The organism is Streptomyces sp. H39-S7 (assembly GCF_027158205.1).
Classification (GTDB): domain Bacteria; phylum Actinomycetota; class Actinomycetes; order Streptomycetales; family Streptomycetaceae; genus Actinacidiphila.
The window spans coordinates 130,717-149,626 of sequence record NZ_JAPVLU010000008.1 but is presented as its reverse complement, the minus strand read 5'-3'; the positions used below and the strand labels follow the sequence as shown (position 1 = coordinate 149,626).

Here is an 18,910-nt window from a genome sequence, read left to right as displayed (position 1 = left end):
CGGTGCGGCCCGGCTCGTCCCCGGCCTCTCCGGCCCGTACGGGGCCCGCTTGCGGCGACCGGTCCGACGGGCTCAGGAGGCGGGGCCGGCGGGCGGACCGCCGGTGGTGGCGGCGCGGTAGAGGCTCTGGACGGCAGCGCCGAAGGAGGCGCTGTAGGAGACCTTGGGGGTGTTGCCGCCGGTGTGATAGCCGCCGATGACCCCGACCACCGCCCAGCCGCCCGGCCACGGCACCAGCATCGGCCCACCGCTGGTCCCGCCCACGAACGCGTCGCAGGCGATGCGCGAGAACGTACCCGGGTCGGCCGGATCGTCACTGACCCATCGGGTGGTCCGGCTCCAGCACTCGAGCGGTTTCGCCGCACCCGCCGGATATCCGATCATCCGTACCGGGGCATGGTCGTACCCGGTCCCGGTGAGCAGCCACACGCCACCGACCGCGTCCTGCAGGCGTGTCCCGTCCTGGTTGGGGCCGGTGACCGCGAAGGCGAAGTCGTACGCGGCTCCCGCGTGCTCGCCCAGGTCGTAGTACTGCTGCGAGACGTAGACGCCGTTGTTCCTGACGGGGAAGATGCCGAAGGGCTTGAGCCCGTCGTGGTACTGCGGCACGAAGGCCAGGTCGCGCCGGGGGGTGGTGCCGGAGTAGCCCGCCAGGCAGTGCCCGGCGCTGAGCACCAGGTCGCGGCCGGGGGCGAGCACCACGGACCCGCTGCAGGTCCGCCCGGAGCCGGTCGCGTCGGTCCAGAAGAAGGTGCCGGCCTGCGGAATGCCGTCGAAGCTGCGGCTGGGCGGAATGCTCTCCCCGGGCCGGGGCCCGTCCACGGCGGGGGAGCCGCCACGAACCCATGACGCGGCCTCGGCCCCGCCACCCGGCCCGCCGGGCAGCGCGTCCGCCATCCGGGCAGGAGTCCAGTACGCGTCCAGCCGGACGGCGGACGGGTTCGACCGTGTCGCCTCGTCCGTGGCGGAAGCCACGGGGGCGAGCCCGCCGAAGACCAGTGCCGCCACGGACGCGACGGCGTATCCGATGATCCCGGTCCTACGCACCATCAGTTCCCTTCTGATCGAACGCGTGCGGCTTGCCCTGAGAGCGGTCGGGGCGAGCACCGCCACGTGATCCATCGGTCCAGTCCATCACCGAACGGACAAAGGCGGCAACCGCGCAGTTCCCTGACAGGTCGATCCGGCGCGGACTAAGGTGCGATTTCCAGATCCTGGTTGATGCGAAGGGGCCCGACATGACTGCCGTCGACGGATTCAAGTTGCTCGCCGAGGCGCACGGCTACCTGCGCACAGCCGTGCTGGGCGTGCCGCAGGACGCCTGGTCCAATCCGACTCCGTGTGCGGAGTGGACGGTGCGGCAGGTGCTCAATCACGCGCGGCTCGACCAGCAGGCACTCACCATGCAGATCACCGAAGTGGGTCCGCCGGGGGATCCCTTCGAGCCCGCGGACGCCCTCGACGCCGATCCGATCGGGCAGCTCGACGAGGTGCTGGCCGCGGCGACCGCCGCCTGGGACTCCGTCGGTCCGGACGCGGAGAACGTACCGACGCCCTTCGGTCCGGTCCCCGCCTGGCAGGGAACCGCAACAGCCGCACTGGACGCGGCTGTTCACGCCTGGGACATCGCCAAGGCCACGGGTCAGGAGCTGCCGCTCACGGACGACCTGGCCGAGGGGCTGCAGGTGATCGCCGACCTGATCGTCGACTTCATCCGTGACAACTTCCACAAGTTCGGTCCCGCCCTGCCGGCCGCCGAGGGGGCGAGTGCCGCGCAGAAGCTGCTCGCGTTCACCGGCCGTGACCCCCAGTGGACTCCGGCGGCCTGACATCCACCGGCTGATCACCGCCAGGTGATTTCCACCGGTTGATACCCACCCCCCAAGATCTGGCCGTCGATGCCGCGCTGCCCGGGCCGCGGGTAGCGTGGTGTCGTCGGGACCGCAGGAGCAGGGGGGCACCATGAGTTACTCGTTCATGCGATTAACCGGGTCGGACTCGTCACGGCTGAGCGAGGCCGAGGCGGAGGGGCTGCGTTCGTTGCACAACGCGTGTGCCGACGTGGACGAGGCACGGGGTCAGGCTTTGTCCACCGCACTGCACCTGTCGGACTCGTCCGACGCCATCGAGGAGTACGTCGACTCCACCGGTTTCCTGCACCATCCGCGCGCCCTGAGCGAACTCGGCGACGCCACGCTGGAGTACGAGCGCCAGGTGGAAGCGATCGGCTGGCGCTACAGCAGTGCGTACGCGGTGCTGGGCATCACGGTTCTGGACCGTCTGGTCCGCGAGCAGCCGCCACTTGGCGAGGACGCGGTTCACCTGCTCTGTCAGGAGCCCACGGTCGGCCGGTTGCGCGCGATCCTGTCGATCCCGTCGAGCCGGCTGGTCGCGCCCTCGGACGGTGAGACGGAGGACGACCTCCCCATCGGCAGCTATGCCCTGAAAGGGCTGGAGGAAGTCCGCGCCGCCATCCTGAGTGATGGAGACGACCCGATGGACGAGGACCAGCTCGACGCCGGCTGCCTGAGCGCCGTCCGTCCCCTGGGCGTCTCGCCGTTGGGGTCCCTGTCGTTCATCCTGACCGTGGCCACGTCGGTGTCGTGGGAGATCTGCAAGAGGGTGGACGCAGTGTAGGAAGCCGGTTCGGCACGCGGGTGCCGGCCGTGCCGAACGCGACTGGCAACCGCTTCCACCGCTACGCCCGTCAGCGCCGGTGCAGGGTCTGCAGCGCCTCGACGAGCACCTTGGGGTCGTGTTGGCCCTTGTAGACGGGGGGCGGCCGCCTGTCGAGACCCAGAAGGCCGGCGACGGCGGTCCAGGCGGTGCGGACGGAGTACTCGACGGTGAAGACGACGTCGTCGGGGACTTCGGCGTACTGGCCGATGAAGGCCAGGTTGGTCGATCCCGCGGGGACGACCTGGGGGCGGTCTCCGGCCTGGCGGACCAGGAACTGGCTGGTGATGTAGGGCATCATCGCCGGGAGCACGACCGAGCCGTCCAGGATCTGCGGGCGCTGCTCGAAGCGCAGGTGCTGCAGCACCTCGTCCAGGATCTCCCGGCCGGTGCACCGGGACATCGGCTTCCTGACGAAGTCACCCTGCTTGTCGGGGAACAGCGCGTAACCCCACCACACGAAGGTGTCCTCGGGCTGCTCGCGGAAGTGGGGCTGGTGGTTGAGGACGATGGTCAGCAGCCAGCTGGAGTCCTTGAACGTGATCAGGCCGCCCTTGCCGGCCTCGCTGCCGCTGAACTTCTCCATGAGCTGGAAGAAGACCGGGTCCTTGGTGGTGACGGTGAACGACTCCCAGGTGGAGTCCTCGGTGCTGGAGTCGAACACCGAGGGGTTGCCCAGCCCCGGACGCTTGGCCGCCAGCGTCTCCCACAGCTGCCACGATCCGTCCGTGGTGGTGGTGTCCAGGACCGGTGCCGCGTCGGTGGTGCCGAGGGTCGAGTTCGCCGTCATCGAACCGTTGGTGACCACCGCCAGGTCACCGGTGTCCAAAGTGGTCACCTCGGTCTTCCCGCCCCGGACCCAGGTGATCGTCTCGACGGTGAGGGCGTTGCCCGGTGCGAGGGCGAGGTCGGTGACCCGGGTGTCCAACTGCACGGTCACCCCCTGGTCGGTGAGCCATTTCAGCAGCGGGCGCACGATCGAGTCGAACTGGTTGAACTTGGTGCGGTAGATCCCGGACATGGTGTCGAAGGTCTTGAACAGGTGGACGAAGCGGTTGAGGTAGCGGCGGAACTCGATCGCGCTGTGCCAGGGCTCGAACGCGAAGGTGGTGCACCACATCGCCCAGAAGTTGGTGGTGAAGAACTCCTCGTGGAAGCAGTCCGAGATGCGCTTGCCGTCCAGCAGCTTCTCGGGCGTGGCCACGCACTTGACCAGTTCCAGCCGGTCACGCTCGGAGAAGGTCATCGAGTGCGCGTCGATGACCTTCCCCTCGGCATCCACCAGCCGGGCGTGGTCGTCCCAGGCGAAGTCCTCGTGGAAGGCGAAGGTGTCCTCGGTGACCGACTTCGACGGGTCGTCCAGGGACGGGATCGAGGAGAGCAGGTCGTAGGTGCACTCGAAGTGGACTTCGAACATGCGCCCGCCGCGCATCGTGTAGCCGGTTTCGGGGGATCCGGCCGCGTCCAGGCTGCCGCCCTCGCGGTCCTGCTCTTCCAGGATCACGATGTCGGCCCCGGAAAAGCCCCCTTCGCGGATCAGGAACGCCGCCGCCGACAACGAAGCGATTCCGCTGCCCACCAGATAGGCCTTCGCCATGTCCGTCCCTCACCTGTCCTCCGCCACGTGGACTCCCGGGCCTGTGACCATGGCTTTTCCCGGGGAGTGATGCGGTAGGGAGGCGTACCCGTTCAGCCGCGTCGTGACGCGGGGGGTCCGGCCGGGTCCCCGGTTCGGCCCATAGGGCGCCCCCGGTGCTTTGGCTGGATTCAGCACCGGTATTCAAGGTCTGAACCATTGACCGCGCTCTCCGCAGACGCGATTCTGTGGCGGGCGGGCGGCCACGATCCGTCAGGTGCACGTCATCACTGGAGGACGATCCGAATTGACGTACGCAAGGGGCGGGTTACGCGGGTCCGGGTTGATGTCGGTGCTGCGTCACCGGGTTCCGGTCGCGGTCACGTTCGCGCTGGTGGCCACCATCCTCGCCGTTCCGCAACGGGCCTCGGCGCACGAGCCCTATCCGGACCCCTCGCTGCCCGTCGCGACGCGCGTCGGTCAGGTGCTGGCGAAGATGACGCTGGACGAGAAGATCGGCCAGATGACCCAGGCCGAGCGGGCCAGTGTCAGCAACGCCGACATCACCAACTACGCGCTCGGCTCGCTGCTGTCCGGCGGTGGTTCGGCCCCGTCGCCGAACAACGCCACCAGCTGGGCCGCCATGTACGACGGATTCCAGAACGCGTCGCTGGCCGGCCGCCTCGGCATTCCGCTGATCTACGGAGTGGACGCGGTGCACGGCCACAACAACGTGGTCGGCGCCACGATCTTCCCGCACAACATCGGCCTCGGTGCGACCCGCGACCCGGCGCTGGTGCAGCAGATCGGCCGCGCGACGGCCGAGGAGGTCTCGGGTACCGGAATCGACTGGGACTTCTCGCCCTGCCTCTGCGTGGCCCGCAACGACCGGTGGGGCCGCACCTACGAATCGTTCGGTGAGAAGCCGGAGCTCGCCACGTCCATGAGCACCTATGTCACCGGACTGCAGGGCGGCACGCTCGGCGGCGCGGCCTCGGTGCTCGCGACGGCGAAGCACTTCATCGGTGACGGCGGCACGGTCAATGGGACCGACCAGGGCAACGCCCAGATCACCGAGGCCGAGCTGCGGGCGATCCACCTGCCGCCGTTCCAGGCGGCGGTGCAGAAGGGCGTCGGCTCGTTCATGATCTCGTACAACAGCTGGAACGGGGTCAAGGACCACGGCAACCAGTACCTGATCACCACCTTGCTCAAGGGTGAGCTGGGCTTCTCCGGGTTCGTCGTGTCGGACTGGAACGGCATCGACCAGATAGACGGCCAGGCGGGCTTCGCGGCGGCCGAGGTCGCGCAGGCGGTCAACGCCGGGATCGACATGGTCATGGTGCCCACCGCCTGGAAGTCGTTCATCAGCCTGCTGCGCGGCGAGGTACAGGCCGGACGCGTGCCCATGTCGCGCATCGACGACGCGAACCGCCGCATCCTGACGAAGAAGTTCGAGCTGGGTCTGTTCGAGCACCCGCTGACCGATCGCGCCTACACCTCGACCGTCGGCAGCGCGGCGCACCGGGCCATCGCCCGGCAGGCCGTCCGCGAGTCCCAGGTGCTCCTGAAGAACGCCGGTAACGTGCTGCCCCTGGCGAAGACGAACAACAAGATCTTCGTGGCAGGCTCGAACGCCGACAACATCGGTAACCAGAGCGGTGGTTGGACGGTCTCCTGGCAGGGAGCGAGCGGGGCCACGACGCCGGGCACGACGATCCTGCAGGGTATCCGGGCCCAGGCGGGCGCCGGCAGCACCGTCACGTACAACGCGGCGGGCACCGGGATCGACAGCTCGTACAAGGTCGCCGTCGCCGTCGTCGGCGAGACGCCCTATGCCGAGGGAGCGGGTGACCGCCCGGGAGGCATGGGCCTGAGCACCGCAGACCTGAACACGATCGGCACACTGCGGGCGGCGGGGGTACCGGTCGTGGTCGTCATCGTTTCAGGCCGGCCGATGGACCTCGCGGGCCAGTTGCCGAACTGGAACGCGCTCGTCGAGGCGTGGCTGCCGGGGACCGAGGGCAACGGTGTCTCGGATGTGCTCTTCGGCGACTACGCGCCCACCGGCAAGCTGCCCGACACGTGGATGCAGTCCGCGAGCCAGCAGCCGATCAACGACGGTGACGGGAAGCCCGCGCTGTTCCCGTACGGCTTCGGTCTCACCTACGGTCCGGCATCGGTGCCCAGTGCGTACCGGTTGACGCAGGCGGAAGCGTACGCAACCCAGTCGGGCACGCAGAACGAGGCCTGTACCGACACCGGCGGCGGCACCGATGTCGGGTACATCGCGGCCGGCGACTGGATCAACTACGGCAGTCTCGACTTCGGCGCCACCGGGGCGGCCTCGGTCACCACACGGTTCGCCTCGGGCGCGGGCATCACCGGCACGGTGCAGTACCGGCTCGACAGCACGACGGGCCCGGTGATCGCGAGCGTGCCGGTCGGCACCACGGGCGGCTGGCAGAACTGGACGAGCAGGACGACCGCCCTGACCGGGTCGGCGACAGGGGTGCATGCCGTCCATGTCACGTTCACCACCAGCGGTTCCGGTGACGTTGTCAATCTCAACTGGTTCCAGTTCGCGTCCTGACGGAGGCCGCTCACCTGCCGGCGTGCGGTGCCGCCTTCGAGTGGTGGTTCATCAGGCGGGTGAGCAGGCCGGTCAGCTGACGGCGCTCGGTCTCGTCGAGCGGGGCGAGCAGGTCGTCCTGGGCCGCGTCGATGATGTCGTCGAGACGGCGCAGATACGCGCGGCCCCGCGGGGTCGCGGTGATGACATTGCGGCGGCGGTCGTCGGGGTCGGGCGCGCGTTCCACCAGGTCCCGGTCGGCGAGGTCGTTGATGACGGCGACCATGTCGCTGCGGAAGATCCCGGTGCGGGTGCTGAGGGTCGACTGGCTGGCCGGGCCCGACTCGGTGAGGGCGACCAGCACCACGAAGTGCCATTTGCGGGCGCTCTCGGTCGCCAGGGCCTCGCTCACCAGCCGATCGGCGTGTGACGCGGTCCGGACCAGCAGTCGGCTGGGCAGGGTGCGCAGCCGGTCCGGTGTCGCCCGGTCGTCCATGCCGTCGTCACTGGGTTGCGCGCTCTTCGCCGCGGTGGCCTTGGCGTCCTCAGTCGTCATGGCACTGATCCTACCCGTTGCGTTAGTGACACTAACGGTATATCGTCGTCCTCGTTCAACCGTTAGTGCAATAAACGTTCATCGAATGAACGGAATGCGGAACTCCGCACGAAAGGACCTCACGACCATGGCCGCTGTCAGCGTCATCGACTCCCACATCGCCTACGCCGAGACCGGGACGGGCGCCCTGCCCGTGGTGTTCCTGCACGGCAACCCGACCTCCTCGCACCTGTGGCGGAACGTCACCCCGCACGTCGCCGGCCAGGCCCGCACCCTGGCGCCCGACCTGATAGGCATGGGCGCCTCCGGCAAGCCCGACATCGACTACAGCTTCGCCGACCAGGCCCGCTACCTCGACGCCTGGTTCGAGGCGCTGGATCTGGGCGAGGTCGTCCTGGTCGGCCACGACTGGGGCGGCGCCCTGGCGCTGGACTGGGCCGCCCGCCACCCCGGCCGGGTCCGCGGGATCGCCCTGCTGGAGACCATGCTCAAGCCGCTGTCCTCCGCGGAGATGCCCGCTCCCGCCCGGTCCCGGTTCGAGGCCTTCCGCACCCCCGGAGTCGGCGAGCAGCTGGTGCTGGAGGAGAACATCTTCATCGAGACCGCCTTCACCGGGGGAGTCCTGAACCCGCTCGGTGCGGCCGACGTCCAGCCCTACCGCGATCCCTATCCGACCCCGCGCAGTCGCCGTCCCCTGCTGGCCTGGCCGCGGATGATGCCGATCGACGGTGAACCGGCCGACGTCGTCGCCCGCATCACGGCCTACGACGCCTGGCTGGCAGCCAGTGCCGACGTCCCCAAGCTGCTGCTCACCTTCGACTCCTCGCCCACCCTGCTGATCGGCGAGGACATGATCGCCTGGAGCCGGGAGAACATCGCGTCCCTGGACATCGAGCACTGCGGCCCGGCCGGACACCACGCTCCGGAGGACCAGCCCGACGCGATCGGCAAGGCGATCAGCCGCTGGCTGGACGCACAGGCCCTGAGCGGAACCGGGGGCGTGGCGCCGTCCTGACGCGCCGCGGGCCGGCTCCGGCCTCGGCCCCCGCGCGATGGCCGGCATCGGCGCCTGGCTGAGCGCGCCCGCCTGAAGGTCGCGGCTCTACCGTGGGGCGGCCAGGACGGCTTCGGCCGCGGACGTGCGGGCGTAGAGCACCGAGCGGCCGGCCCGGTGGGCACTGAGCAGGCCCGCGTCGCGCAGTGCGGTGAGGTGCTGGGACACCGCGGGTGCGGTGAGCCCCGTGCGGCGGGCCAGTTCGGTGGTGGAGGCGGGGGTCGCCAGTTCGGTCAGCAGCAACGTCCGTGAGCGGCCGAGTACGGCGGCCAGGGCATCGGTGCGGGGGACGGGCCGGCTTTCCCACAGCGCGCCGATGCCGCGCGCAGGGTAGGCGAGTTGGGGCGGGTCCGGTGGCGTCACCCGGGTGAGCGGGCGCTGCCCGGTGAAGGCCGACGGGATCAGCAGCAGTCCCGCCCCGGCGTTCTGCCGGGACAGGCTCCCTTGCCGGCGGGCCAGCCGCAGCGCGTTCTCGTCCCAACTCACCGACGTGTGCAGATCGTTGAAGAGACGGCCCACGCCGTGTTCGGCCACCTGCCGGGCCCGGTGGAAGACATCGGCGTCGAGTACCGCCCGGATCCGCGCCCAGTACGGGGCGAGCGCCAGCTCCCAGTAGGTCGTGATCTCCTCCGCCACCCGGACCATGCGGGCCTGCGGATCGGCGTGCAGGGCCCGCAGGCGCGGGCCGAGGAACCCCTGGTCCTGCTCGACCCGGTCGAGCTCCCGGCGTACCCGGTCGGCCGGTGCGGCCAGGATTCCGGCCAGCTCCTCGGCAAGCGCGGGAGCCGGTCCGACGGGTGCCGGGTTGAGGAAGTCGGGAACGTAGCCCGTCGGCGGAATCAGTTCGGCGAGCCACCCCCGGTCCAGGCCGGCGGCCGCCACCCGGGGCCGGACCTGCTCGATCCAGGGCCGGTGCACCGGATGTGCGGAGCCGGAGTTGAGCAGCTTGAAGCTCGTTCCCGCCTCCCACATCGGGGAGACGCAGAAGCGCATCTGTGCCAGATCGCTTGCGGAGAACGCCAGCACCGCCAGCATGGCGACCCCCAAGGATTCAGGCATGCCTTAATCAGTGGTCGTCACCCTATCCGCCTGGCCATCCTTCCGGCATGACCTCACCAGCGATCACCACCGCCGGCGCCCCGGCCGCGGGCACGTGGAACCTCGGCGACCTGACCGTCAACCGGATCGGCTTCGGCGCGATGCGCCTGACGCAGCACGGTGCGGCGTTCGAGGCCGATGCCACCCCCAGCGACCGGGGCCGCGCGATCCGCGTCCTGCGCCGCGCGGTCGGACTCGGGGTGAACCACATCGACACCGCCGCGTTCTACTTCTCGTCGCTGCGCTCCGCCAACGAGCTGATCAACCGGGCGCTGGCCCCCTACCCGGACGATCTCGTCATCGCCACCAAGGTCGGACCGAGCCGGAACACGTCGGGGGAGTGGCAGCCCCACGCCACCCCCGGGCAACTGCGCGGCCAGGTCGAGGAGAACCTGCGCCAACTCGGCCGTGACCACCTCGACGTGGTGAACCTGCGCATCGTCGGAACGGACTCGATCGCCGAGCGCTTCGGCGCGCTGGCCCGGCTGCGGGACGCCGGTCTCATCCGCCACCTCGGCCTGTCCAACGTGCGCCCGGAACACCTCGTCGAGGCCCAGGCCATCGCGCCGGTGGTGTGCGTGCAGAACCTGTACGGCCTCGGCGTCCGGTCCGATCAGGACGACTTCGTACGGCTCTGCGGCGAGCAGGGGGTCGCGTTCGTGCCGTTCTACGCGATCGCCGGCGCGGGACGCGCGGCCGGTGCGAGCGGCGCCGACAGCGACGAGGTGCTCGCCGTGGCGCGCGCCCACGGGGCGACCGCGGCGCAGGTCCGCATCGCGTGGACGCTGCACCGCGGTCCGCAGGTGCTGGCCATCCCCGGCACCGGGGACCCGGAGCACGTCGTGGAGAACGTGGCCGCCGGCGCCCTGCGCCTGTCCGCGGACGAGCTGGCCGTTCTGGACGCCCTCCACACCCGGGAGGGCGTGGAGTGAACTCAGGAGCGGACCAGCCGGCGCGCGAGATAGGGCGCCGTGGCGCTGCGCCTGGATGTGGCGACCTTCGCCGGAGTGCCCGTCGTGACCACCCGGCCGCCGGCGTCCCCGCCGCCGGGCCCCAGGTCGATGACCCAGTCGGCGGTGGCGATCGCATCCAGGTCGTGCTCGACCAGGACGACCGTGTTGCCGGCGTCGACGAGCCGGTGCAGTTGCCGCAGCAGCAGTGCGATGTCCGCGGGGTGGAGTCCCGCGGTCGGCTCGTCGAGCAGGTAGAGGGCGTGGCCGCGGCGCGCTCGCTGCAGCTCGGTGGCGAGTTTGATGCGCTGGGCCTCGCCACCGCTGAGTTCCGTCGCCGGCTGGCCCAGCCGGAGGTACCCCAGTCCCACCTCCCGGAGGGTTTCCAGGCTCCGGGAGGCGGCCGGGACGTCGGCGAGGAACGGGGCGGCCTCGTCGACGGTCATCGCCAGCACGTCCGCGATGTTCCTGTCCCGATAGGTCACTTCGAGCGTCTCGGCGTTGTACCGCGCGCCATGGCACGCCGGGCACGCCGCGTACGTCCCGGGAAGGAAGAGCAGTTCGACCGCGACGAACCCTTCACCCTGGCAGGACTCGCAGCGCCCCTCCGGGACGTTGAAGGAGAAGCGCCCGGGGGTGTACCGGCGCGCCCTCGCCTCGTCCGTGGCCGCGTACAGCTTGCGGACCGCGTCGAACATCCCCGTGTACGTTGCCAGATTGGACCGGGGAGTGCGGCCGATGGGCCGCTGGTCGACGCGGACCAGCCGGTCGAACGACTCGAGTCCCGTCGCGTCCCGCACGTCGATCTCGTCATCCGCCTCCTCGTCCTCCTCGGGCGCCACGCCGAGATGGTTGCGCACGACCTCGGCGAGGACCTGCGTGACCAGCGTCGACTTGCCGGAGCCGGATACCCCCGTCACCGCTGTCAGCACGCACAGCGGTATCCCGACGGACACATCGCGCAGGTTGTGGCGGGAGACGCCGCGCAGGTGCAGCCAGCCCTGCGGCTCGCGGAGGCGGTGCTCCAGCCGCCGCGCCCGGCCGAACAGGTACTGGCTGGTGGCCGACTCCTCGACCTGTTCCAGGCCAGGTACCGGGCCGGAGTACTGGACCCGTCCGCCGCCCTCGCCCGCGCCAGGGCCGATGTCGACCACCCAGTCCGCCCGTCGTACGACATCCATGTCGTGCTCCACGACGAACAGCGAGTTGCCCGACGCCTTCAGGCGGTCGAGCACGTCCAGGAGCGGTTCGGCGTCGGCCGGGTGCAGACCCGCGGACGGCTCATCGAGCACGTAGACCACGCCGAACAGCCCTGAACGCAGCTGGGTGGCGATCCGCAGCCGCTGTGCCTCGCCCGGCGACAGGGTCGTCGAGCTGCGCCCCAGGCTGAGGTAGCCCAGGCCGAGGTCGAGCAGCACCTCCACCCGGGCGACCACGTCGGCGCAGATCCGGACCGCGACCTCGGTGGTCTCCCCGGACAGGGCGGTCGACGTGGTGGCCCCCGCGTCGGTCAGCGCGGCGATGGGCCCCAGCACCGCGACGACCTCGGTGAGCGGCAGCGCGTTGACCTCGGCGATGGAGCGCTCGGCGACGGTCACCGCGAGCGCCTCCGGCCGCAGCCCGCTGCTCTCGCACACGGGGCAGGGCACGCTCCGGACGAAGCGCAGCGCCCGCTCGCGCATCCGCTCGCTCTTGGAGTCGGCGAGGACGTGCATGACGTGTGCGCGGGCACTCCAGAACGTCCCGAAGTAGCCGTAGTCGATCCGCTCGGGCTCGGGCTCGATGTACACCGAAGGCTGTTCGTCGGTGTAGAGCAGCCAGTCGCGGGTCTTCTTCGTGAGTCTGCGCCAGGGCCTGTCGATGTCGATCCCCAGACCGCTCACGATGCTGCGCAGGTTGGCGCCCTGCCAGGCACCGGGCCAGGCCGCTATCGCGCCGTCCCGGATGCTCAGCGACGGGTCGGGGACGAGCAGGTCCTCGGCGACGTCGTGCACCTCGCCCAGCCCGTGGCACCGCGGGCAGGCGCCGGCCGCGGTATTGGGCGAGAAGGACTCGGCTTCCAGCCGGGGAGCTTCCGGCGGGTAGGTACCGGCGCGCGAGTAGAGCATCCGCAGCAGGTTGGAGAGCGTGGTCAGGGTGCCGACCGTCGACCGCGAACTGGGGGCTCCCCGACGCTGCTGCAGGGCCACGGCCGGTGGCAGCCCGGTGATCTCCCGTACCTGCGGTGCGCCGACCTGCTGGAGCAGGCGGCGGGCGTACGGCGCGACGGACTCGAAGTACCGGCGCTGGGCCTCGGCGTAGAGCGTCCCGAAGGCCAGGGAGGACTTGCCGGAACCGGAGACTCCGGTGAAGGCGACCATCGCGTCCCGGGGGACGTCGACGTCGATGTTCTTCAGGTTGTGCTCGCTCGCGCCCCGGACCTGGACGAAGTGGTCGGTCGCATCGTTCCGCACGTCCCCTCCTTGCCCGGGAGCGGCCGGCCGCGGGTCGGCTTCCGCCTCTCCAGCCTGACCCGCCCGGCCCGCTTCGGCATCCGGGCGGGGGCGGACCGTCACCGTCGTGGAGGCCGGTGATCACGGAGGGTGGACCGCCCCCACCGGGCTACGGCTCGGTCCGGGGCGACTCGGCGGCGCGTGCGGAACGCCACTCGGGGGCGAGTACCGCCCAGACCTCGATGTCCTGCCGGACGCCCCGGTAGAGGGAGCTCTCCCGCAGGACCCCGTCGCGGCTCATGCCGAGCCGCTTGGCCACGTTGATGCTCGGGGTGTTCTTGGAGGACACCAGCCACTCCACGCGGTGGATGCCGCGTACGTCGATCGCCCAGTCGATGATGACGCGCGCCGCGCGGGTGACCAGACCGCGCCCCGCGGCGGCCGGCTCCAGCCAGCAGCCCGCCTCGCAGGTCTCGGCCTTCGCGTCGAAGACCCGGAACAGGACACCGCCGACGAGGAGCCCGTCGAGCCAGATGCCGTACAACCGTCCGGCGTCGGCGGCGGTCTTGTCGGCGTAGGACTGGAGCCAGTTCCGCGTCGAGTCGAGGTCGGCGGTGGCGTCGGGCAGCCCGACGTGCTGGCCGACGTATTCGCGGCCGCGGTCCATGTGGGCGAGGAACTCCTCGGCATGCCAGGGTTCCAGCGGCCGCAGTTCGGCTCCGTCACCCAGCGATATCGCGAACATTCTCGTCCTCCTCGGCGGTCGTGAGCGGTTCAGGGATCTTCGCACGGCCACCGGCGTCGCCCGGTGGTCTCCCGTGGGCGTGGCGGTGCTGTGCGGGTGACTCAGGCCCGCCCGTCCGCGAACGGCCGGCCGGTCCCGAAGGCCAGCGCCGCGAAGCGTTCGCCGATGCGGCGGTGGGCGGGCGCGTCCGGGTGCAGTTGGTCGGGCAGCGGCAGCTCGGCGAAGTCCGCGTCGCCGTAGAGGTCGCGGCCGTCGAGGTAGTACAGGTTCGGATCGTCGGTCGCCCGCTGCTTGACGATGCGGGCCAGTTCCTCCCGGACGACGTTGAGCGTCAGCTTCCCGAGGGCCCGTTCCGCCGGGTCACCCGTGGCCACGAACCGGATCTTCCCTTCCCCGAGGTCACTGAGGTCGGGTGCGGTGGGGCCCGGGGTGTCCTCGTGCATGGGGCACAGGATGGGTGAGACGACGAGCAGCGGAAGGGTGGGATGTCCCTCGCGGATGGTGTCGAGGAAGCCGTGCACCGCCGGGGTGAAGGCGCGCAGCCGCATCACGTCGCCGTTGACCAGGTTGATGCCGATCTTGACGCTGATGAGGTCCGCAGGGGTGTCCCGCATCGCGCGCGCGGTGGACGGGTCGAGCATCGCGCTGCCGCCCAGACCGAGGTTGATCAGTTCCGCGCCGCCGAGGGAGGCGGCGACTGCCGGCCAGATCGTGGTGGGGCTCGCGGCGTCGGAGCCGTGGCTGATCGAACTGCCGTGGTGCAGCCACACCCTGCGGCCGTCGTCCGGCACGGCCTCCACGGGGGCGTCGGTGCGCAGCTCCACCAGTCGGGTCTGCTCGTTGTGGGGCAGCCAGATCTCGACGTTCTTCATCCGGTCGGGCAGACCGGGGAACCGGACGGTGCCGACCGGCCCCGGCCGCTCCTCCTTCGATCCGGTGGTCAGGTCCACCACCACCGTGTCGCCGCCCGCCCCCCTGGCCTGCGCGGTGAGCCGGCCGTCGACGAGCAGGTCGTACACGCCGTCCGGACGGGGCGGGGCGCCCTCATACGTCGTCTTCGTCCGGAGGGTGTCCAGCTCGACCGCCGTGGCCCGGGTGCGGAAGACCAGCCGTACTCCGGACGGCTGGGCCTCCACCGAGGCCAGCTGCTCGTCGGCGCACTGGGCGCGGGCCCACGCGGGCAGCCGGTGCGGCAGCAGCCCGCGCTCGGTGTGCTCCAGGTCGAGCGCGCCGCGCAGCAGATCAGCCGTGACGGGCGTGGTGGTCCACTCCGGGCCGGTCAACTCCGGTTCGTGGGGCGGGGTGGCGGAGCCGGGGCCGGGGTCGTGCTGAGACGTCATGATCCCACCTTGTCAACCGGATACGTGGTGCGCACAGGGTTTTCCGCTGGCCGCATACGACACCGCTGGTGCCGACACCAGCCCTAGGCTGGCGGGATGACCGTTGCGAAGCCCTGATGCCGTAATTCGGTGGAGGTGTGTGACGGCCCAGGTCATGATGGGCGCCATGGTCAATAGCGTGCTGCCCGTGGAGAGCCTGATCGTCGTGGACCTCCAGTCGGCCTTCGTCTCCGGGGAAGGGGCGGTGCCGGCGGCGGAACGTCTCGTGGAGCGGACGACGGATCTGATCGCGCGGGCCCGCAAGGACGGTGCGCTCATCGTCCATCTGCAGAACGACGGAGCGGACGGAGCGGAGGACGAGCCGCACACGCCCGGCTGGGAGCTGCACCACCCCATTGAGGCCGGCCCGGCGGAGGTCGTGATCCGCAAGCCGAAGGACGACGGCTTCGACGGGACGTCGCTGGGCGTCCTGCTGGCCGACGCGGGGGTGCGCGCCCTCGCCGTCTGCGGGGTGATGTCCGAGATGTGTGTCCAGGCGACGGCCCGAACCGCCCTGGCGCGGGGATACCGGGTGGTCCTGCCGCACGACGCGCACGCGACGCAGGACATCCCGGCGGCACCCGGGATCAGCGAGGGGATTCCCGCCGCCACGGTCTCACGGGTCGCCGAGTGGGCCCTCGGCAGCGGGGCCGAGGTCATCGCGCACGCCGCGGACGTGACGTTCACCGCCCCGCCCGCACGGCCTGTCGACCCCACCCGCGATTGACCTGGAGCGGATGTTGCCCCGTTTTTCCGCGCAGGACGGTAACGACCTCGCCTACCACGTGTTCGGCGACGGCGCCCCGCTGCCGTCGGCGTCGCGATCACCGGGGAGACCCGGCGCGAGACTGCGCGGCTCCGCGAGGACGTGCCGCGGGCACCGAAGTCGCCGCGCTGTTCCCGGACGCCGAACTCGTCGTTCAGCCGGGATCGGGCCACTTCCCGTGGCTCGACGACCCGCGGGCGTTCGTGACGACCGTCGCGGCGTTCCTGGGCTGAGGGACGCACGCGGACGGGACTTCGCGCCGCAGCACGTGAAAGGCCCGGCGCACCGGTGCGCCGGGCCTTTCACGTGCCGGGCCGAGGAGCCGCTCAGCTGTGGGAGACGGTCAGCCCGTAGAAGGCGACGCGTGCGCCCTGGGTCGTGCTGCTGGAGGACGACTGGTTGTACGAGCCGGCCTTGAAGTACTGCTTGTAGGGGTTGAAGGACGACGGGATCGTGTAGTGCGTCGTGCTGCCGTTGACCGTCAGGTCGATCGTGTGACCGCCTGAGACGGCGATCGTGTAGCTCCACGTCTTGCCGACCGCGACGTGGCCGACGGTGTGCGTCGTCTGGCCGCCGGCGGGCGAGTTCTCGAGGCCCGCGACGATGTCGCCGTTCGCGCGGTAGTAGAGCTCGATCAGCGGCTTCGTGGAGGAACCGCCCGTGCCGAGGTGGATCTGTCCGACGCAGACGTTCTTCGTCACGGACACCACCCGCAGGGTCGCGTTGAGCTTGTGGGCTCCGCCGAGTGACCAGTTCGCCGAACTGCCGTTGGAGTTCATCTCGCGGAGTTCCGAGCGGGCGTAGTTCGAGTTGGGCGTGGTGACGCCCTTCTCCGGTGCCCAGAAGGTCATCGCTCCGTCGCGGGTGTCGGTGTAGAAGTACGAGTCCTGGAACCCGTTCGCGCCCTGGAGCCGGGACGAGGAGATCGTGGTGGGCGAGCCGGGGGAGCCGACCGGCTCCTGCAACTGCCATACGGACAGGTTGAAGTTGCCACCGGGCGCGACGGAGGGGGACGTCGCCTCGGCGGTGGTGCCCAGCAGGCCGATCGTGCCGGCTATGCCGGCGGCGGTAGCCAGGACGAGGATTCTGGAACGAGATTTCATGTGGGGGGCCTTCCAGCGCGGTGTTCATGGATGTGAACTAGGTCTAGTCCAACGGTGCGCCAGATCTGAATAGCATGACTCCATGGCAGCGTCAACGGTCCTGTCCGCGCGCGGAGTTCTTCGCTCCGGTTCAGGTCACTACGTTCTGTTCATATCCATGAACAATTCGCTGCTGAGTAAACGTCAGAGCGGCTCTCCGAGCGGCCCGTACTCCTCCTCCAGGGAGGCGGCCCAGTGGGCGGCGAAGTCCGGCTGTGTGCCGTCCGCGTCGGTGAATCCGTACTCCTCGTACAGGCCCCAGGTGGCCAGTGCCCGACCGCTCTTGGCCATGACGTCGGGGTCGGCCGCCAGCGCGGCGATCGCCCGTCCCAGGTAGGCCGGAGTCTCGGAGTGCGCGAAGTTCGGGTCCTTGGCCACGCCGTCCCGCCAGTTGTCCTCGGTGACGCCGAAGTGCTCCAGCAGCGCCTCCGACCGCAGGAAGCCCGGCGTGATCGCGACGGCGGCGACGCCGTGCGGTCGCAGTTCGGCCGCCTGCGCGACGGCGAGGCGGATCACGGAGGCCTTCGCGAGGTCGTAGAAGAACGATCCGCGGTAGCGGGCGGTGTTGCCGTCGGTCACCTCGACGACCAGACCGCGCTCACGGGCGATCATCAGCGGAAGCGCGAAGCGGCTGGTGATCACATGGGTCTCGACCGCCTGCCGCAGCAGCCGGATCCCGGTGTCCAGGTTCTGCTCCCACAGCGGGTGCTCCCAGTCGGTGAGCGGATCGCCGCCCCACACGGAGTTGACCAGGATGTCCAGCCGGCCGTCCTGTTCCGTGGCGACGCGTTCGACCAGGGCGCGGACCTCGTCCGGGCGGCTGTGGTCGGTGCGCACGGGGATTCCCAGCCCTCCGGCGGCGGTGACCGCCTGCGCGGTGGCCTCGATGGTCTCGGACCGGTCCAGGTCGGAGCGTCCGGCGGCAGTGCTGCGACCGGTGACGTACACCGTTGCCCCCGCGGCGCCGAGGGCGACGGCGGTACCCCGTCCGCCGCCCCTGGTGCCTCCGGCGACCAGGGCCACTCTTCCGGTCAGTGGCCGGGTGTCCTCGTTGCTCACGGTTTCTCCTGGGCCGGCCGGTCGTGGGGTGGGAGGTGGGAGGAGAGCGCGGTCTCGATCCCCTGCTCGAGCCGCTCCGCCAGGGTGCCCTGGCGGTCGAGGGCCCACATCAGACCTGTGCCCGCGGCAGCCGCCTGCACGGACCGCGTCAGCGCGGCGACATCGGTTCCGGCGCGGAGCGCGCCGGTGGACACCGCTTCCGCCAGCAGGCTCTCCACGGCTCGCCGTTGGACCTGCTGCACGGCCAGGGCGTGCTGGTGGAACGGCGGGTCGGTCAGATCGACGCACAGGAAGGCCAGGTGGTTGGCGTACGCCTCGGGGGAGGACATGGGAGCCATCGACTCCACTGTCAGCGTCACGAGCGCCTGCAGGGGCGACTCGTGTGCCGGTCGCGCGCGCCCGAACAGCGCGTCCGCGTCCTTCGCCGACTGCTCGGCCAGCGCCAGGAGCAGGCCGCGCTTGGATCCGAACCGCTGCACGAGGGTGGCGGGAACCATCCCCACCTCGCGGGCCACCACCGCCAAGGTCAGCCGCGAGGGACCGACGCGGCCGATCACCTCCGCCGTCGTCCGCAGGATCGCCGAGTCATGCACTCCCCGAGGACGTCCTGTCACCACGACTCCCTGAAGCGAGTAAATGCACGTTCATTTACTAAAACATGAGGTCGCCGGCACCGCAAGCGAGGGGCTGGGGTGGGTGCGGGGGTCGAGCCGGAAGCCCGGCCGCCGTTCCCCCCACGGGACGACGGCCGAACCTCCGCTGTCGCTGCTGGCCATGTGCAACGAGAACTGAACGTACGCGAGCGATCTACGCACGGCTACCGCGCCTGGGGAATCTGGCCGAGAATCAACCGTATTGAGTCGAACACTCGCACTTCGCGTGTGCATTCGAGAACGTGCGCAACG

The 18,910-nt window shown here is 70.4% G+C and carries 16 protein-coding genes; 6 read left to right on the top strand and 10 right to left on the bottom strand.

Going from position 1 to position 18,910, the window contains the following annotated elements:
- Positions 1-72 precede the first annotated feature (72 nt).
- On the bottom strand, positions 73-1,050 hold the full coding sequence (locus tag O3X23_RS10020) for a trypsin-like serine peptidase (RefSeq protein WP_269270900.1): 978 nt from the start codon (positions 1,048-1,050) through the stop codon (positions 73-75).
- Between the two features lie 188 nt (positions 1,051-1,238).
- Between O3X23_RS10020 and O3X23_RS10015 the strand changes: the two genes are divergently transcribed.
- Both O3X23_RS10015 and O3X23_RS10010 read left to right on the top strand, forming a co-directional pair.
- Positions 1,239-1,829: a TIGR03086 family metal-binding protein gene (locus O3X23_RS10015; RefSeq protein ID WP_269270899.1), complete on the top strand. Its 591-nt coding sequence runs from the start codon at positions 1,239-1,241 to the stop codon at positions 1,827-1,829.
- 133 nt (positions 1,830-1,962) lie between these two features.
- Positions 1,963-2,637, top strand: a complete 675-nt coding sequence (locus tag O3X23_RS10010) for a hypothetical protein (RefSeq protein WP_269270898.1) — start codon at positions 1,963-1,965, stop codon at positions 2,635-2,637.
- 70 nt (positions 2,638-2,707) lie between these two features.
- Here O3X23_RS10010 and O3X23_RS10005 read toward each other — a convergent pair whose 3' ends face one another.
- Positions 2,708-4,273 carry an oleate hydratase gene (locus O3X23_RS10005; RefSeq protein WP_269270897.1) on the bottom strand — a complete coding sequence of 522 codons (1,566 nt, stop codon included), beginning with the start codon at positions 4,271-4,273 and terminating at the stop codon, positions 2,708-2,710.
- Positions 4,274-4,598: 325 nt separating this feature from the next.
- On the opposite strand from O3X23_RS10005, the gene O3X23_RS10000 reads away from it, so the two are divergent.
- Positions 4,599-6,845, top strand: coding sequence for a glycoside hydrolase family 3 N-terminal domain-containing protein (locus O3X23_RS10000; protein WP_269270896.1), 2,247 nt, complete (start codon positions 4,599-4,601; stop codon positions 6,843-6,845).
- Between the two features lie 10 nt (positions 6,846-6,855).
- On the opposite strand, the gene O3X23_RS09995 is transcribed toward O3X23_RS10000, so the two are convergent.
- Complete coding sequence (locus O3X23_RS09995) at positions 6,856-7,380, bottom strand: MarR family winged helix-turn-helix transcriptional regulator (RefSeq protein WP_443047808.1); 525 nt, start codon at positions 7,378-7,380, stop codon at positions 6,856-6,858.
- A 94-nt stretch (positions 7,381-7,474) separates the two neighbouring features.
- Here O3X23_RS09995 and O3X23_RS09990 point away from each other — a divergent pair, with 94 nt between their 5' ends.
- Positions 7,475-8,395 carry a haloalkane dehalogenase gene (locus tag O3X23_RS09990; RefSeq protein WP_269270972.1) on the top strand — a complete coding sequence of 307 codons (921 nt, stop codon included), beginning with the start codon at positions 7,475-7,477 and terminating at the stop codon, positions 8,393-8,395.
- Between the two features lie 87 nt (positions 8,396-8,482).
- Here the strand turns inward: O3X23_RS09990 and O3X23_RS09985 are convergent, their stop codons facing one another.
- Positions 8,483-9,493, bottom strand: a complete 1,011-nt coding sequence (locus O3X23_RS09985; protein WP_269270895.1) for an ArsR/SmtB family transcription factor — start codon at positions 9,491-9,493, stop codon at positions 8,483-8,485.
- 47 nt (positions 9,494-9,540) lie between these two features.
- Between O3X23_RS09985 and O3X23_RS09980 the strand changes: the two genes are divergently transcribed.
- Positions 9,541-10,464, top strand: coding sequence for an aldo/keto reductase (locus O3X23_RS09980; protein ID WP_269270894.1), 924 nt, complete (start codon positions 9,541-9,543; stop codon positions 10,462-10,464).
- A 2-nt stretch (positions 10,465-10,466) separates the two neighbouring features.
- Here the strand turns inward: O3X23_RS09980 and uvrA are convergent, their stop codons facing one another.
- The 3 genes from uvrA to O3X23_RS09965 form a co-directional block, all read right to left on the bottom strand.
- Positions 10,467-12,935 carry an excinuclease ABC subunit UvrA gene (gene uvrA, locus O3X23_RS09975; RefSeq protein ID WP_269270893.1) on the bottom strand — a complete coding sequence of 823 codons (2,469 nt, stop codon included), beginning with the start codon at positions 12,933-12,935 and terminating at the stop codon, positions 10,467-10,469.
- 148 nt (positions 12,936-13,083) lie between these two features.
- Positions 13,084-13,659 carry a GNAT family N-acetyltransferase gene (locus tag O3X23_RS09970; protein ID WP_269270892.1) on the bottom strand — a complete coding sequence of 192 codons (576 nt, stop codon included), beginning with the start codon at positions 13,657-13,659 and terminating at the stop codon, positions 13,084-13,086.
- 101 nt (positions 13,660-13,760) lie between these two features.
- A complete protein-coding gene (locus O3X23_RS09965) occupies positions 13,761-14,999 on the bottom strand; it encodes a GDSL-type esterase/lipase family protein (RefSeq protein WP_269270891.1) in 1,239 nt (412 codons plus the stop codon).
- Positions 15,000-15,165: 166 nt separating this feature from the next.
- Here O3X23_RS09965 and O3X23_RS09960 point away from each other — a divergent pair, with 166 nt between their 5' ends.
- Positions 15,166-15,765: an isochorismatase family protein gene (locus O3X23_RS09960; protein ID WP_269270971.1), complete on the top strand. Its 600-nt coding sequence runs from the start codon at positions 15,166-15,168 to the stop codon at positions 15,763-15,765.
- A 365-nt stretch (positions 15,766-16,130) separates the two neighbouring features.
- On the opposite strand, the gene O3X23_RS09950 is transcribed toward O3X23_RS09960, so the two are convergent.
- The 3 genes from O3X23_RS09950 to O3X23_RS09940 all read right to left on the bottom strand — a co-directional run bounded on the left by O3X23_RS09950 (position 16,131) and on the right by O3X23_RS09940 (position 18,619).
- Positions 16,131-16,907, bottom strand: coding sequence for a polysaccharide lyase family 7 protein (locus tag O3X23_RS09950; protein ID WP_269270890.1), 777 nt, complete (start codon positions 16,905-16,907; stop codon positions 16,131-16,133).
- A 183-nt stretch (positions 16,908-17,090) separates the two neighbouring features.
- The gene (locus tag O3X23_RS09945) at positions 17,091-18,005 is read right to left on the bottom strand and encodes an SDR family oxidoreductase (protein ID WP_269270889.1); all 915 of its coding nucleotides are present in this window, start codon (positions 18,003-18,005) and stop codon (positions 17,091-17,093) included.
- Entirely contained in the window at positions 18,002-18,619 is a 618-nt protein-coding gene (locus O3X23_RS09940; protein WP_269270888.1) for a TetR/AcrR family transcriptional regulator, read from the bottom strand. Before O3X23_RS09940 ends, O3X23_RS09945 begins: the two co-directional genes overlap by 4 nt.
- Between the last annotated feature and the right edge of the window lie 291 nt (positions 18,620-18,910).